Origin of the sequence: Massilia sp. GER05, from assembly GCF_052056005.1 — a bacterium.
Classification (GTDB): Bacteria; Pseudomonadota; Gammaproteobacteria; order Burkholderiales; family Burkholderiaceae_D; genus Telluria; species Telluria orientalis.
This window is the reverse complement of sequence record NZ_CP178858.1, coordinates 2,946,102-2,961,479: the sequence shown is the minus strand read 5'-3', so window position 1 is coordinate 2,961,479 and position 15,378 is coordinate 2,946,102. Positions and strand designations below refer to the sequence as shown.

Genomic DNA, 15,378 nt, shown 5'->3' with positions numbered 1-15,378 from the left:
TCTCCCCTTCCACGTTATCGGCGGCTTCCCGGCGGCCGCCTGGTGTTTCGATAGTTCGCGTAAGCACCCATGGCGGCGCCGGTGAACATGTCGTCGAACGTCTTGGCGGTCACCAGCAGGAGCAACGAGATGCAGATCAGTGACCATGCCAGCAGGAACTGGCCTGACCTGGGCCGTGCCAGCCAACCGCGGGAACACAGCCCGACCGCGGTGCGTCCCAGCATGAACAGCATGTAGACGAAGCCGAACAAGCCGAGATCGACCCAGGCCGACAGGATGTTGTGCGAATACCCGCCAGGCGGATAACTGGCGTATGCGCCCAGTACCGGGTTATCCGCGATCGTGCGCAGCGCGTGTTCGGTGAGCTCGTGCCTGGCGCTCGCTGACGACGACTGGGAGAGGTTGAATAATTCCCACACCCGGCTTTCAGGAAAATGCGTCGCCAGGAACTTGGGATCGATGCTGGCCAGGCCGGACACGAGCAGCACCAGGTACAGAAAGGGCAGCCAGTGCTTCGCGCGATACAGTTCGATCATCGGAAACAGGGACAGCGCCGCCACCAGCTCGCTGCGCGCACCGTTCAGGAACAGGGCCGCGGCAGCGATGGCATACAGGACCAGCCGGGCCGCCAGCACGCGGGTGAAACAGATGACCGTCACGAAGGTGAGGACGTAGGAGCGGGCGAGCTCCTGGTAGGTCGCGACACTGTCCGGACTCGCCGGATCGCCGAACTTCCCGGGCTGGAAACTGCCGTCCCGCGACAAGAAGAATACGGTCGCCGACATCAGCAGGAGCGCGGCCAGCGTCGACGCGATCGTCTTGCGCTCTGAAAAGTCGCTGTGTTTGAAGATCAGGTAGATGTTGATGAAGTAGAGAATCGACAACAGGTGCGTCTTCACGATCGTGGGATTGGCGCCAAAGGCCGCGTTGATCGCCACGACCACCAAAAAATAGAACAGGAAAAAGCCGAACTGCAGATCCGTCGGCGCGATACGGTAGCCGGACGCCCTGATTGCCAGGCAATACATATAGGCGAGCGGCGGAAACAGCCCGATGGAAACGACCGAAAAATACCCGCCCACGAAGGCCCCCATCACCCCCATGCCGATCAGCGTCTGGTAGAAAAAAAAGCCAGGGAACAGCAGCAGGAACGCGAGCCGCGCCGGCCCCGCCTTGCCGGGCGTGCTGGCGATGCTGGCCGAGGGAGCACAGGTGGCGGACATGCTCGGCTCGCCTATTGGATGAGGTCGCAATACATCGCCCGGTCGTCTTCGCCAGCGAACGACGAGTTATGCCAGAGCAGCGTGAAGTCGCCATCGACACGGGCGCACCTCTGTTTGTAGCGCCGCATCGCGGCCAGTGCCTGGTCGCCATGGCCCAGGCCCATGTTCGGGTCGTCGATCACCGCGTTTTCCATGACGACCAGCGGCCGCTGCTTCACAGTCAGCGGCCGGCGCCCGACCAGGTCGTACATCGTGTATTCGTGACAGGTTCCCGTGCGAAACCCGGCGACCGTCGGGTAAGACAGCGTGCTGTCGTAAGTCAGATCGTTCGCTGCCCACAACTGCGGCGTGGTCCGCACGTCCCAGCGCAGGTAGTGCTGGCGCCCGCCCAGTTCGTCCTGGCGAATACCTTCCTCGTCGATGGCGCGCCGCAGGGCCGCGGCCGAGCGCGCAAACGTGTCCGGATGCCGGTAGGTGCGATAGCCGGGGTGAATGCCGACCAGGTGGCCGCGCGCGTGCACGGCGCGCAGCAGCGCGCGCATGCGCCCATCGTCGATGCCCGGCGCATGGTCCATGGCGCCGTCGGTCCGCTCGGGAATGAAGTTGAACGTGACCTGGTTGCCGGCCTTCTCGTTCACATCCATCATCCACGACAACGCCTGCCAGTAAGGGTCCCGTGCCGGGTTCCCGCGCCTGACGGCCCAGTAGTTGCCGGCGGTTGCGCATAACGCACTCAGCGACCGCTCCCGTACCGCGCGCCCAACCAGCCGCTTGCCGAGACGCCCGATCGATGCGCACGCCGGATCGAACGGCAGGTCGACGTCGCAGCTGATCAGCTTGCGCGCGACGCGTCGCTTCCGCGCGAGCGTGGGCCACAGCCTGTGCATGGCCGCCCACAGGATCTCGACGTACTCGTCCACGATCGGGCGGTCGAGGAAGCCCTGGCGCACGGCGAGCGACTGGCTGGCCGGGAAACGCGCATGTCCGTCGCGCGCGGGACTCACCGATTCCTCGTAGCGCGCGAGCATGAAGAATGCCGATCCGAAGACATCGAGCGCCAGCGCGGCATTGCCGCCGGCGTCGATCGTGAACCCGGGAGCGCCGAACAGCACCGGGACGCTGGCCTCGCACAGGCGCGCATCGAGACCGCTGCGGGCGACGATCCAGCGCTGCGGCGTTGCGTCCGGGCTCGCCGCCCCGGCAAAGAAGACGTCCGGCAAACGCAGCGTCCTGCCGGCCGCGCGGATGCGTACCGTGTCCCCGTGGTCGAACGCGAGTTCGACCTCGAGCCCCAGGAATTCTCCGAGCAGGACGTCGCAGATCCAGCTACGCTCAGGACGCTGGCTTTCCGGCAGTGAGATACGCAGCATCAGTGTTTCCCCGTGAGTGACAACAGGCCTTGGCGCAGGGTCAGCAGCCGCGACGGGGTTTTGCTGATGTGAAAATACGGGACATGGTTGCCGCCGAAGCCGCGCAGGTAGCCTTCGAAAGGCTCGATCATCGAGCCGGAGAAGTTGTATGCGCGCGTCACGCCGGCGGCGTGGACGAGCGACTCCCATACGCAAAGACTGTTCGCCTGGCTTTCGCGGTAGGCGGGGTCGGTACCCGAGATCAGGCCGTAGGCGCTGTGCTCGTCCCAAACGATGTAGCAGGCCGCATGCGGGGCGCCGTCGGGATCGATCGCGCAGAACACCCTGCTGCAGCCGCGCTCCCGGCAGGCGGCGTCGAGGCGCCGGACGAAGTCGTCGGGATACGGCGGGAGCAGGCCCTGGCGCGCAAAGGTCTTGCGGTTCAGGTCGAGAAGCAGGTCGAGCGGGACGTCGCTGCGGACCTGCAGTTGGTGTTGCTTCTGGGCCTTGGTGATGGCGCGGCGGGTCTTGCCTTCGAATCCGGCCCACAATTTGTCCATGTCCGTCAACTCGGGCAGAACGAAGGTGTAGTACGTGGTTTGCCGGAAGCCGTTCCAGAAGAAAGGCTGCCAGTTCCTGACGCCGGGATGCCAGGTCTGCGCGAAGTGATCGAAACGGGGCAGCTGATCGATCAGCGCCTGCATGACTTCCTTGTCGTTGCTCAGCTGCGCCGCCTGCCTGCCTCCGGTCGGACGCAGCCAGGGACCGAGCATGGGCGTCAGCGCGGGCTGCGTGACGATGTTCATGCCGTAGCGGCTGCGGATCGCATACGGCATCGCCGCGAGCACTTCGCTGCCTTTCTTGACGAGCGCGACATCCCAGCCGTTCCGACCCACTGCCGCGTCCAGCCACCAGTCGCGCGAAAACAGGGGCAGCGAAGGTTCCTGGGCGCAGAACCGGCGGTACGTGTCCTTCGGCGAGGCAATGTCGCTCGTGGCCTGTGCAGGCGCCTTGGGCGGGATGGTCGTCATCGGGCTGGCTTTCGGTGAATGAGGCGTTCCTGGTGTCCGCCGGCGAGCGCCGAGATCAGGCCGCGGCGCAGGCGCAGCAGGCGCGAGGGGGTTTTGGTGATGGTGAATACCGGCGTCTGCTCCGTCCCGAAGCTGCGGACATAGGGTTCGATCGACGGGTTCATGTTCCCGAGAAAATCGTATTTCGGGGCAACCGTGGCACTGAACTTGATGGCTTCCCATTGGCAGACACTGGGCGCCTGCGTGTGGTGCATGTCGGGGTCGGAACCCTTTAACAACGCGTACGCACAATTGCTGTCCCATACCGTATAGGTCGCGGAGCAATGCCGGCCAGCCTCGTCGACAACGATGTGGAGCTTGCGGCGCTTGTGTTCGACACACGCGGCGTCCAGGCGGCGCAGGCAATCGTCGGTGAACGCCTGCGCGACGCCGCGGCTTTCGATCGTCATCCGGTGCAGGGCCAGGAACGCGTCGAGCGGCAGGTCGTCGCGCACCCGCAGATTGTGCCGCTCGACAGCTGTCCTGCAATGTTTGCGGCGGGTGGGATCGAACCTGCTCCAGACGCCATCGAGGTCGTCCAGCCCGGGAACGACGTAGGTGTATTCAGTCGACTGGCTGAAGCCGTTCCAGTAAAACGGCAGCCAGTTCGACAAATCCTTGTTCCAGGCTTGGCTGAAATGATCGAACCAGGGCAGCTGCTCGATCAGCGACTGCATGATTTTTTGCTGGTTGCTCAGTCGGGTAATGGGGCTGCCCTGGTCGCTCCGTATCCACGGTCCGAGTACCGGTGTCAAAGGCGGTTGCTGGATCACCTTCATGCCATAGCGCCGGGTCATGCAGAACGGCATGGCACCGACGATCCGCCCATTCACCTTCGCGAGCGCGACGTCCCAGCCGTCCGGCCCCGCCACCGCGTCGAGCCACCAGGCATTCGAAAAAATCGGGATCGACGGCTCGGCTGCGCACAGGTTTCGATACTCGGCTTTGTTCAGCAGCGCAGCGGACCGGTGTTGCGTATTCTCGCCTTCTGTCCCGTTCAACTCTTGAATGACTGCATCCATTGCCTTGCCTCCGTCATCAAACAACGATTGAAACTGCGGAGCCGATCAAGGCATTCGGCTGCCGGACTTCCGCCAGTCGCCATCGCAGGCAAATTTATATGAAGCAAAAAGGTTCGCGAGATCAAATACGCTGTAGATAATCACGAAGCCGACGATGTATGTTTTCGCGTCCAGGTGAATGACATAATGTGTTGCCGCCACGACCATCAGGCATAGCAACATACCTACCTGCCACACAAATTCGAATCGATTCTTCTGCGCGATTATCGCAACCAGGCTCAAAGGGTTACTGATGAAACGCAGGTAAAACATCGGGCACATTAGCCGGGCATATTCGCCCGCAACACGCCACTTTTCACCGAATACCAGCGCAAACAAAGAAGGGGCAAAAAACAACAGGAGTACAAAAGGAGGTGTCGCAACTGTCAAAAGTTTTTTGAGTGTCGAAATGAATATTTCTCTGCAACGTTGCCCGGCCAGGAAAGCCTCGCTGATTTCCTGTCTGAAAACATCCCCGATCGAGCCCGATACCAGTGACAGCGGCATCCCGACCGCCCGCTCGGCCAGCATGAAATATCCGGACGCCGCCAGACCGAACGCGGCATTGATGAATATCGTGGGCAGCTGGACCGACACCGCGCCCAGCGTATGGGCCGGGACCAGGTATTGCGGACAGCTTCGGTAACGCTTCGCCAGCGCCAGCATCTTGCGTTTGTTAATGCCGCGCCAGAACCGTGGAGAATGGCGCCGCACCATGCTCGCCATCATGCCCGCCGCCAGGGCCTGGCCGGACACGCTTCCGATCACCAGTCCGCCGGCGCCGGCGTGGAGCAACCCGAGGCCGAGCTGCACGGCCGAGGTCCCGCCGCTATGAAGCACTTGCCGATGCGCCATCAAAAAATACAGTTTGTGGCGATTGCTCCAGTATTTTAGAGTCGAGTAAATACCATTCAGAAAAACTGCCAAGGGAACGATATACAGCCACACCGACATCGATTCGTTTTCGAGGGCTGTCGATATCGGCTTGTGCAATAGGCAGGCGACTACAAACAGGCTGGCGCCGACAATCAGGCTGATCGTGATCGACAATGCCGCAATATTGGTGGCGTCGACATCCTTACGCGGCACCATGATCGCGAATTCATAACGGCCCGTGGCCAGCGCGGACAAGCTTGACACGACCGAGACAAAGAGTGCGAGCACACCGAATTGCTCCGGCGGATAAAGGCGCGACAGGATCGGTGTGACCGCAAGTGGAATAAGCTGCGCGAGCCCCGTTCCCGTCACCAGGGTGACAACATTGCGGTTGAATTCGCCCTGAAAAAACACTCTGACGCTATTTAACATGGACGTGTTCGCTTGAATTACCAAACGGCACTGAAACAGGCATTGCATTACGCAGTAACAATTAAATGTTACATGGCCCGGAATGACACGAAATGAGATACTCCTATACGGGCCGAATAAGCCTTTTGACACCACGCAAGCCGTCGGGCCGCCGCTCCATGGAATGAGCTGGGGAAATAAACTAGTGCAATTGCTCCGCGCAGTAGTCGATAAATGCCCGCAACTTCGCGGGCATTTGTTTTCGTGTCGGGTAATACAAATGAAACCCCGTGAACGTCGGCCAGCACGCCGGCAGCACAGGCACGAGCCGGCCCGCCGCGATGTCGGCTTCCACTTGCCGGGCGAACACGTAGGCGATGCCGATGCCGTCGAGTGCCGAGCTGGCCATCGAGATGCTGCTCGTCACGATCAACGGCCCGTTCACTTCCACCTCGATCATTTGCTCGTCGCGCATCAACTCCCACCGGTAGATCGCATTGCTCTTGCGGAAGCGGAACCGGATGCAGTCGTGCTGCTGCAATTCCTCGATGGAGGCCGGCAGGCCGCGCCGTGCCGCATAGTCCGGCGAGGCGACCATGCAGATCTTCTCCTGCCGCGTCAGCGGCACGGTCACCATGTCGACCTGGACCGACTCGCCCAGGCGCACGCCCGCGTCGAATCCGCCGGCCACGATGTCGACGAAGCCGTCGTCCAGGTCGAGCTCGACCTTGATACCGGGGTGACGCGCGAGGAAGCCCGGCAGAAGCGGACGCAGCCAGGCGACGTACACGATGTGCGACATGTTCAGCCGCAAGGTGCCGCTGGCGCCGCGGCGGTAGTCGTCCAGCTCGGCGGCAGCCTGCGTGAGCTCGGCGACGGCCGGGCCCACGCGCGCGAGAAATTGCTCGCCCGCTTCCGTCAGGCTCACGCTGCGCGTCGTCCGGTTCAATAACCGCACGCCCAGCCGTTCCTCGAGTTGCCGCACCGTCTGGCTGACGGCCGACGGGGTCACTTCCAGCAGCGCGGCCGCGGCCGTGAAATTGCCCTGCTTTGCCACGGTGGCGAACGCCAGCAGGCCATCCAGTTGCGTCAGTTTCATTATGAAGCAGCACTTAATAAGGATTGAAGATTATCCCAGTTTTTCTCCCTTATCGCGCCCGTTATTCTTCTGTTCATCCACCAACGAGGAGAACGAAATGAATCAGCCGGTCTACTACACCCTTGGCCGTACGGGCCTGCGCGTCAGCCGTTTGTCGCTGGGCGCGATGACGTTTGGAACGGAATGGGGCTGGGGCTCCGACAAGTCGGCGGCCGAGACGGTCTTCAATCTTTATCGCGACCGCGGCGGCAATTTCATCGACACGGCCGACGTGTACACGAACGGCACGAGCGAAACGTGGCTGGGCGAATTCATCAAGGCCAGCGGTTCGCGTGACGAACTCGTGCTGGCGAGCAAATACACGTTCAACCTGGCGGCCGCGAATCCGAATGGCGGCGGCAACGGCCGCAAGAACCTGCTGCGCGCGGTCGAAGGCTCGCTCAAGCGCCTGCAGACGGATTACCTCGACGTGTTCTACGTGCACGCCTGGGACCAGCTGACGCCGGTGGAAGAAGTGATGCGCACGCTCGACGATCTCGTCCGTGCCGGCAAGATTCGCCACATCGGCCTGTCGGACGTGCCCGCCTGGTATGCAGCGCGCGCCCAGACGCTGGCGGAATGGCGCGGCCATGAACCGGTCTCGGCATTGCAACTGCAGTATTCGCTCGTCGAGCGCAACATCGAACACGAATACACGCGCCTGGCCACCGAGCTCGGCATGGGCATCACCGTATGGAGTCCGCTGGCGAGCGGCCTGCTGGCCGGACGCTACCGCCGCGATGCGCTCGCCGATGGACGCCTCGCCGCCATGCAAGGCAATGGCAACCCGGCCTTCCAGCACCTCACGGAACGCAACTTCCAGATCCTCGACACGCTGGAGCAAGTGGCCAATGAAATCGGCCGGCCGCCGGCGCAAGTCGCCCTGAACTGGGTGGCGAACCGTCCGGGCGTGGCCAGCGTGATCGTGGGCGCGTCGCGGCCGGAGCAGCTCGACACGAACCTCGGGGCGCTCGACTTCGAACTCCCCTTCGATCTGGCCAGGCGGCTTGACGAGGCCAGCAAGCCCGTGACGCCCTTCCCCTACTATTTCTTCACGAACGCGATGCAAGGGATGATGTACGGTGGGTCCCGGGTCGGCGACAAGCCGCCGGGATATCGGGCGCCGGTGCTCGTCGAAGGGTCGGGCAGCGGGGTCGAGTAAAGTGGGGCGCGACGGCGCTATGTGCGATCAGAGGCATGTAGCGCCGTCGATAACGTGTTACCCGATGACGCCAATCTGAACCGTCTTTCCTTTGAACACATCTCGTATTTTGGCTGAGCCATCCGGTCCGACAACTGCTGTCAAATTCAGGGATTGCACACCCGCCATGAGTTCTGATCCGTCATCGTTTTTCAGCGCGATGTCGACAGTTTCCCCTGGCGAATAGTTTCCGGTTTCGACGTGCAGATTCAAATCGACGTAATGCCTGGACACATCCTCCAGCGGCAACTCTGACATACCGTAAGTCCAGAATAACCGCTTCACCACCTTGTCCCGGCCCTCCGCCTCGTGACCAGTGTCCGATGCCGTTTTGCTCTGCGTCCCGGCCACAGCAGAGTTTTCCCGAGCTTGCCGACCGATGTCATTGACTTGGGCGCCGCCGCCATATTCCACAATGTCAGTAAATTGCGTGGGGATGAGGCTTGCACCGCAGGAGGTTTTCATCCCGGCGATCGCCACACCCTTTCCGTAGAACGTCGTCGTAATGACACCCTCGACGATAGGAAAATCGCCACGGCATTTGGGGCAATGCACCTTATGCCCGATGTACGCTATCGGCATACCATGGCAAATGTCGGTCAACGATCCTTCCAACACGGTTCCGCCATGGCTTGTCGGGTCGCCCTTCCTTATGATTTCTCCTGCCATCCTCTATTCCTGAACAATTAGCGGAGCCGATCGAATGGTCCACTCTTCTTTGTTGAACAGTGCAGCATCGCCATGCCATTGATGAGTTTTTCAATATGCGCGCCACCGGATTGCCCACACACCGCATCCACGTTCGGCAAATCGAAACGCCGACGGATCTTGCCCTCGGTGTCCAACTCGACACCTCGCCCGCCGACCAGGGTCTTGCCATGGCACTCCTCGTCGTCACAATACGCCACGCAATCGACGCAGGCCTGTGCCGTCCCATCGACAAACGCTTCGCAATAATCAAACTGCGCGGCGACAATGATTTTGAAATTCTCCTCTCGGAAATATCCGCATTGTGTTTTCGTTCCGTGCTTGAGGGAAGTCACTGAAGCAAACCGTCCGATCCCGTCGGGGTTCGGCAGGTCGAAATCTCCCGTGTAGGCAATGTTCGGGAGGATGACGCGGCCGTGGCGGTCAATGGCCAGCAGTTCTCGCGTTTCCGAGACGAGGATCCTGGTTGCACCGCCGCCCGATCGTAGTCTATCGACGAACTGGTCCTTCACTTTCCGCACGGCGCCCTGAGCCTGGAAGCATTTTTCCGACCATTCCGTGCTTAGATCCGTGCGAGGACAGAGTTCTGCAGCCCAACCATTTGACGCGCACGCCATCAAGAACGCGGCAATCACCCACAACCGTCTCATTTCAACTCCCAAAACCGCACTTTCGTCGTCTGGACGATGGACTTCGATTCACGCAGTTCGGTAAGCCAAAAATAGTACAGATTATTGGTCGGATCGTCGTGAGGATCTGCGTATGCAAGCGTCGTCGTCGTCCCATCCCATAACGTAAAGTGGCCACTTGCATCACGCCATCCAGAAACATCGAACACCACAATCCCATTGCGTCCACTCAACTTCGAAGTCAACCATGCCTCCGCTTGCCGGACGCGTTCCTTGAACTGCTTGCTCATGGCCGCGTTGTCATCGAGGAGTGACGACGGAATCGCGGGGAGATGCAGCTCCTCGTCGGCTCCCTTGAACCGATCGATCAGGTAAGCCTTCAGATTAGCGACCCGAATCCAGTAGGTATACCCGTCTCCTCCCTCGACGCTCGCCCCTTCGTCAGGATGTTTCGCCAGCTTCAGTCCGCTGCGATTCAACGCATAGGACATGCGCACGGCACATGTATTTGTATAAGCCGGCTGCTCATACAATTTCTTGAAACGTCCTCCGATCATCTGGTCATATAACGTCGGGGTCGAAATTGCTTTCGAAGGATAGTGCCGCTGCATGTCGGCCCATGCAGGGCGACGCACCTGAATTTGGGCCGACTGGTTCCCTGCATGAGCCGATATTGCCAAGTGACATCTCCATTCACCAAAGATACTGCATTACATGCCCGACATAATTGTCACATTTGGCAACCAAATTGTCTCACAGCAGAAACACTTGGACAGTTATGGCTCAGCTTCCTAGCGGCGCACCTACGCAACCGCCTTGCGCCGCCGCACCCCCACCATCCCGGCCAGGCCGAGCCCCACCAGCGCCAGGCTCACGGGTTCCGGAATGTCGGACTCCGCACGCCCCGTGAAGCCGGCGCCGTCGACGAGGAACGTGCCGGCCAGGCGCAGGTCATACGTGCCGCTCGTGATCCAGCCCGCACCTTGCGCCAGCTCGCTCGCCAGGCTCAGGCTGAGCGCGTCGATCGGCGTGAAAAGGTCGCCAGCGAAGAAGCCGAGGTCGGTGAAGGCGATCGAGCCGGCAAGGTCCGGGAACACGACGAACGAGAACCATGCGGGTTCGGGCGGCGTGTTGAACAGGAAGTCGAACTCGAACGTCTCGCCGGCCAGGGCGCCGGGTGCCGAGATGCCGAAGTCCCAGGTCTGGGTCGTGGCCGGGCCGAACTCGGGCACGACGAAGAACATGTCGCTGTACGTCGGCGTGGCGGAGGCGTTGAAGACGGCGCAGGTCGCGAGGACGAGGCCGAACAGCAGGTGCTTGATCGATTTCATTTGGTTGTTCCTGAAGGGTTCACAGATTCACGCCGAATGCGCGCGCGAGGTTCGTCACGTCGAGCGAGCCGAGGCCCGTCGCCGGATTGAACGTGTTCGTGCTCTTGTAGTAGAGATTGGTGCCGGCCGTGATCGCGCGGAACGGCGATTTCGCGCCGTAGCCATAGGTCTTGAAGGCGCCGTACAGTTGCGGATGCAGCAGACCCAGGCGGTCGTTCTTGCCGGCCGCGATCAGGGTGAAGATGCCGTTCAGTTGCGGCGCGACGAAGCTCGTGCCGCCGCTGCCCGAACCCCACTTCCCTTCGAAGTACACGAGGTAGCCGCTGTACGGGTCGGCGTTGAGCGACACGTCCGGCAGGTTGCGGCCCGGCACGGCGGGCGGCAGGTCGATCAGCCATTCGTAGCCCGTGCCCGGATCGCCCAGCACGGACGCCTTGCAGTACAGGCTCTGCGCCGCCGAGGTCGACGCGACGCCGGCCAGGTTGTTCTGGTACGACGGCCGGCCGAAGTCCACGCTCACGCCGCCACCGCCGCCCACCGGAAAGTAATCCGTGTAATACGTGGTCTGGCCGTAGTACTGCGTGATGTAGTTGCGCAGGTAGTCCCACGCCCACGCGCGCTCGGTCGGGATCGTGATGTTGCCGTACTTGTGCACCTGCGTGTGCGGCAGGGTCGTGCCGCCGGCCGCGAGGACGGCCGTGTCGGACGCCGGATGATCGGTCGTCAGCAGGGTCGTGCAGGCGGGATACGGCAGCGCGCTGTTGATGTCGAAGGCGCCGGCGTCGCCCGAGGCGGCGATCACGGGAATGCCCTGCAGCGCGGCCTGGACGAACACGGCGTGGAAGACGGCCAGGTCCCCCGGGTCATTGAATACCTCCGCGGCGCCCCAGCTCACGGACAGCGTGTCGACGATGTTCTCGTCGACGGCCGTGGCGAACATGTCCAGGAAACCATTGCCCTGGTTCGGCGCCAGGTAGACGCGGATGTTCGCGCCCGGTGCCACGCCGCCCGATTGCTCGATGTCGAGCGTCGTCTCGCCGGCGCCGTCGCTGCCCGGACCGTCATCCGGCAGCGGGCCGCCGTCGACCAGCACGTCGGTGATGCGGTTCGGCGCCACGTTCAGCCCCAGCGCATTCCAGTAGCCGTATGCATCGGACTGGCGATAGCCGGCCAGGGTGGCGATGCCGATGGTCTTGCCGGCGCCCGTCACGCCGGCCGAATACAGCGGCGTCACGTTGTATCTGGCGGCCAGGTCCCGTACCGTGTACTCGCCCGGCAAGGATGCGACCGCGGCGTTCGCGGTCGGGATGCGGCTCGGCACGAGCTTCGATTCGCCGGTCGCCACGCCCGAGGCCGGCTGGCGCACGATATTGCTGTGGAAGAGCGGACGGCCGTTCAGGCCGTGCACGGCCTTGACGATGCCGGACAAATTGGCGGGCACGACAGTCGTTCCTGCCGGCGCCTCGTATTTGCGGCCCAGCGACTGGTAGGCATGGATCGGACTGCCGAACACGGCGGCCAGTTGCGCATTCGTGCCCTTCGCGGAAATCAGCAGGTTGTTCGCATAGACTTTCGTGACCGTCAGGCCCTGGGACTGCAGGAAGTTCACCACCTGGGCGATGGACGTGGCGTCCTGGCCGTACAGGCTGCCGACCTGCGCCGGCGTCAGGAATTTGCGGTAGTTCGGGCTGGACAGGTCGACGATCGACGCCGCGTGCGCGTCCATCGCGGCGGCGTTTTTCACCGCCAGCGACAGCGTGATCTGGCGCACTTCCGACTGGGGCGCGAGGCCCAGGTCGACGATGCGCGCGTCACGGTCGAGGTGGAACTGGGTGGAGGTCGTGGCGCCGTACGCCAGCGACGTGGTCAGCACGCCGATGGCTACAGCAATGGCGGAAAGCGTTCTCAAAGCGGACTCCCTGTCGATTGTTGAAGATCCCGCCGGGCACCGGCAGGCTCATCCGCAGTCAAGCAAGGGGTGTGCCATTAACTGTAACCAAGAGTTATTTCTTTAATTAATCAAACGCTTGTTTCATTTTTACCGGATTTTTGTTTCGGAATAATTGCACTGATGTAAATTTTTCCGACACATTGTATTTGTTTGTCGTCAAACCGCCGGCCGCACGACGTCCTCGGTCCGGTAGCGGGCCACGAACGCGGCCAGGTCCTTCGAGTGATAGCCCCGCGCGAGCGCATCGAGGCGGTCGGCGAACGGCGCATAGGACGGGTCGAGCGTCCGCAGGTAGCCGGCCTGTTCGCGGATCTTGCGCATGTTCCCGATCCGCACCAGCTGCCACAGCACCTCGATCTCTTCGGTGGGCGGGACGACGAGCGCGGCCTCTTCCTCCTCCGGCGGCGCGTCCGGCGCAGCCGGGCCGGTGATCCACGCCAGGCCCAGCTGTGTGCCGATGGCGCGCAGCAGGACGTCGTGCTCGACCGGCTTGGGCACGAAGGCGTCGGCGCCCGCTTCCCGGCACCGCGCTTCGTCCTCGGGGCTCGCGCCGGCCGTCACGGCGATGACGGGCACCCGGCTCCACGCCGGCATCTGGCGGATCCGCCGCGTCGTCTCGTTGCCGTCGATGACAGGCATCATGACGTCCATCACGATCAGGTCGGGCTTGAAGCTGTCGAGCAGGGCGAGGCATTCGAGGCCGTTCTCGGCCGCGGCCACGACGAAACCCACGGCCTGCAGCAGGTCGACGAGCATCGCGCGGTTCTGCGGGACGTCGTCGACGATCAGCACGCGCTTGCGCTCGCCTTCATAGCCGATGATCGTGCGCTGCGACGGCGCACTGGCCGGGCTCCCGGTGGCGACTGGCGCGGCGAGTTCGAACCAGAACGTGCTGCCCTTGTCCGGTTCGCTGGCGACGCCGATGGTGCCGCCCATCAGGCGCACCAGTTGCTGGCTGATGGCCAGGCCCAGCCCCGTGCCGCCGGCGCGCCGCGGCACGTCGGCCACCTGTTCGAACGGGCGAAACAGGCGGCCGAGCTGTTGCGCGCTCATGCCGATGCCGGTGTCGGCCACCTCGAAACGCAGCCGTACGCTGGCGTCGTCCCCGCTTGCCGCCGGCACGCGCGCCACCCGCAGCGAGACCGTCCCGCGATCGGTGAATTTCACCGCGTTGCCGAGCAGGTTGAGCAGCACCTGGCGCAGGCGCGTCTCGTCGATCGTCACGGCGGCCGGCACATCGGGCGCGAGCGCGTACTCGAACGCCAGGCCCTTCTCCTCGGCCTTCACGCGCATGATGTCGACGACCACCTGCAGGAATGTGCCGAGGTGGACGGCGGCCGGATACAGCACCATCCTGCCGGCCTCGACCCGTGCCAGGTCCAGGATGTCGTTGATGAGGGTGAGCAGGTGCTGGCCGCTTTCGTGGATGGTGGCGAGGCCGGTGGCCTGCCGGTCGTTCAACAGGTGCCTGTCGCGCTTGAGCAATTGCGCATAGCCGATGATGGCATTGAGCGGGGTGCGCAATTCATGGCTCATCTGCGCGAGAAAATTGCTGCGCTGGCGCGCGAGGCCGACGGCCTCGGCCAGCGCCGCCTCGCGCGCCGCCTCGGCCGCCTTGCGTTCGCGGTCGACGGCGGCCAGGTGTTCCAGGCGCGACTTCGTGGCGGACAGGCTGTCCCGGAAATGCAGCAGGCCCAGCGACAGGCCGAGGATGCCGCAGGCGATCCAGGCGAACACCAGGCCCATGAGCAGCGCCGTCTTCGAGATCCACTTGCCGTGGAAGCGGAGCGAGCGCACCTCGAGCGTGATGGTCTGCCCCTGCGGGACGGCGCCCGTCGACAATTCCACGGCCGTCACGCGGTCGAGCCGGGGGTAGCTCTTGGACAGCGGGATCCTGTGCGTGCTGCGCCACCAGTCGGCGGTGCGCAGGACGTTCATCGGAATCGTGAACGGGGTGGCCTGCCGCGACAAGTCGATTTCCGCCTCGTTGAAGCGCTGCGAATTCCAGTCGCCTAGGGTGGAGAACTCCGGCTCGAAATTCATCAGGTGCAGCTTGATGATACGCGGCGGCCGCCCCGTGTAGCGCAGGTCGAAATCGATCGAGTCGAACCCGGACAGATCGATCCCCTTGCCGGGCCGGCCCAGCAGGAACTGCAGCTTGCAGAAGCCGTACGTCGCGGCCGTGCCCAGCGCGCACCGCATGACGATCGCATCGGGGGTGCGCTCCAGGATGCCCACCGAGTTGCCGCCCAATTCGGGCCGGTCGTCCGCGACGCTGGCGCCGTGCGGCTGGCCGGGCGAGATCTCGATGGTCCTGACCATCCCGTAGTGCTGCCAGACCAGCAGCGCCGGCGTCGCCAGCAGCAACAGGATGATCAGGTAATAGCTGATCCTCGTCGGGCGGGAGAGCGACTGGTTCATTGGGGACCC

General features: G+C 62.9%; 13 protein-coding genes. 1 reads left to right on the top strand and 12 read right to left on the bottom strand.

All coding sequences use genetic code 11. From position 1 onward, the window contains the following. Positions 1-14 precede the first annotated feature (14 nt). The 6 genes from ACL58G_RS13200 to ACL58G_RS13175 form a co-directional block, all read right to left on the bottom strand. The gene (locus ACL58G_RS13200; RefSeq protein ID WP_413384131.1) at positions 15-1,223 is read right to left on the bottom strand and encodes an O-antigen ligase family protein; all 1,209 of its coding nucleotides are present in this window, start codon (positions 1,221-1,223) and stop codon (positions 15-17) included. A gap of 11 nt (positions 1,224-1,234) precedes the next feature. Then, the gene (locus ACL58G_RS13195) at positions 1,235-2,593 is read right to left on the bottom strand and encodes a polysaccharide deacetylase family protein (RefSeq protein WP_440967281.1); all 1,359 of its coding nucleotides are present in this window, start codon (positions 2,591-2,593) and stop codon (positions 1,235-1,237) included. Continuing rightward, positions 2,593-3,603 (bottom strand): GNAT family N-acetyltransferase, encoded by a 1,011-nt coding sequence (locus tag ACL58G_RS13190; RefSeq protein WP_440967279.1) that lies wholly within the window; start codon positions 3,601-3,603, stop codon positions 2,593-2,595. Before ACL58G_RS13190 ends, ACL58G_RS13195 begins: the two co-directional genes overlap by 1 nt. After that, positions 3,600-4,664, bottom strand: coding sequence for a GNAT family N-acetyltransferase (locus ACL58G_RS13185; RefSeq protein ID WP_440967277.1), 1,065 nt, complete (start codon positions 4,662-4,664; stop codon positions 3,600-3,602). The genes ACL58G_RS13190 and ACL58G_RS13185 overlap by 4 nt, the downstream gene beginning before the upstream one ends. Before the next feature lie 45 nt (positions 4,665-4,709). Further along, complete coding sequence (locus tag ACL58G_RS13180; protein ID WP_440967275.1) at positions 4,710-6,011, bottom strand: oligosaccharide flippase family protein; 1,302 nt, start codon at positions 6,009-6,011, stop codon at positions 4,710-4,712. A gap of 181 nt (positions 6,012-6,192) precedes the next feature. Continuing rightward, on the bottom strand, positions 6,193-7,089 hold the full coding sequence (locus tag ACL58G_RS13175; RefSeq protein WP_440967274.1) for a LysR family transcriptional regulator: 897 nt from the start codon (positions 7,087-7,089) through the stop codon (positions 6,193-6,195). 97 nt (positions 7,090-7,186) lie between these two features. Between ACL58G_RS13175 and ACL58G_RS13170 the strand changes: the two genes are divergently transcribed. Continuing rightward, positions 7,187-8,290, top strand: coding sequence for an aldo/keto reductase (locus ACL58G_RS13170; RefSeq protein WP_440967272.1), 1,104 nt, complete (start codon positions 7,187-7,189; stop codon positions 8,288-8,290). A gap of 57 nt (positions 8,291-8,347) precedes the next feature. On the opposite strand, the gene ACL58G_RS13165 is transcribed toward ACL58G_RS13170, so the two are convergent. From ACL58G_RS13165 to ACL58G_RS13140, 6 genes are all read right to left on the bottom strand, one after another. Further along, positions 8,348-8,998: a PAAR domain-containing protein gene (locus tag ACL58G_RS13165; protein WP_440967270.1), complete on the bottom strand. Its 651-nt coding sequence runs from the start codon at positions 8,996-8,998 to the stop codon at positions 8,348-8,350. A 17-nt stretch (positions 8,999-9,015) separates the two neighbouring features. Next, the gene (locus ACL58G_RS13160) at positions 9,016-9,687 is read right to left on the bottom strand and encodes a hypothetical protein (RefSeq protein ID WP_440967268.1); all 672 of its coding nucleotides are present in this window, start codon (positions 9,685-9,687) and stop codon (positions 9,016-9,018) included. After that, complete coding sequence (locus tag ACL58G_RS13155; protein WP_440967266.1) at positions 9,684-10,346, bottom strand: T6SS effector amidase Tae4 family protein; 663 nt, start codon at positions 10,344-10,346, stop codon at positions 9,684-9,686. Before ACL58G_RS13155 ends, ACL58G_RS13160 begins: the two co-directional genes overlap by 4 nt. Before the next feature lie 123 nt (positions 10,347-10,469). Continuing rightward, complete coding sequence (locus ACL58G_RS13150) at positions 10,470-10,997, bottom strand: PEP-CTERM sorting domain-containing protein (RefSeq protein ID WP_440967264.1); 528 nt, start codon at positions 10,995-10,997, stop codon at positions 10,470-10,472. Between the two features lie 19 nt (positions 10,998-11,016). Beyond that, on the bottom strand, positions 11,017-12,906 hold the full coding sequence (locus ACL58G_RS13145; protein ID WP_440967263.1) for a S53 family peptidase: 1,890 nt from the start codon (positions 12,904-12,906) through the stop codon (positions 11,017-11,019). 198 nt (positions 12,907-13,104) lie between these two features. Further along, positions 13,105-15,369, bottom strand: coding sequence for an ATP-binding protein (locus ACL58G_RS13140; protein ID WP_440967261.1), 2,265 nt, complete (start codon positions 15,367-15,369; stop codon positions 13,105-13,107). Between the last annotated feature and the right edge of the window lie 9 nt (positions 15,370-15,378).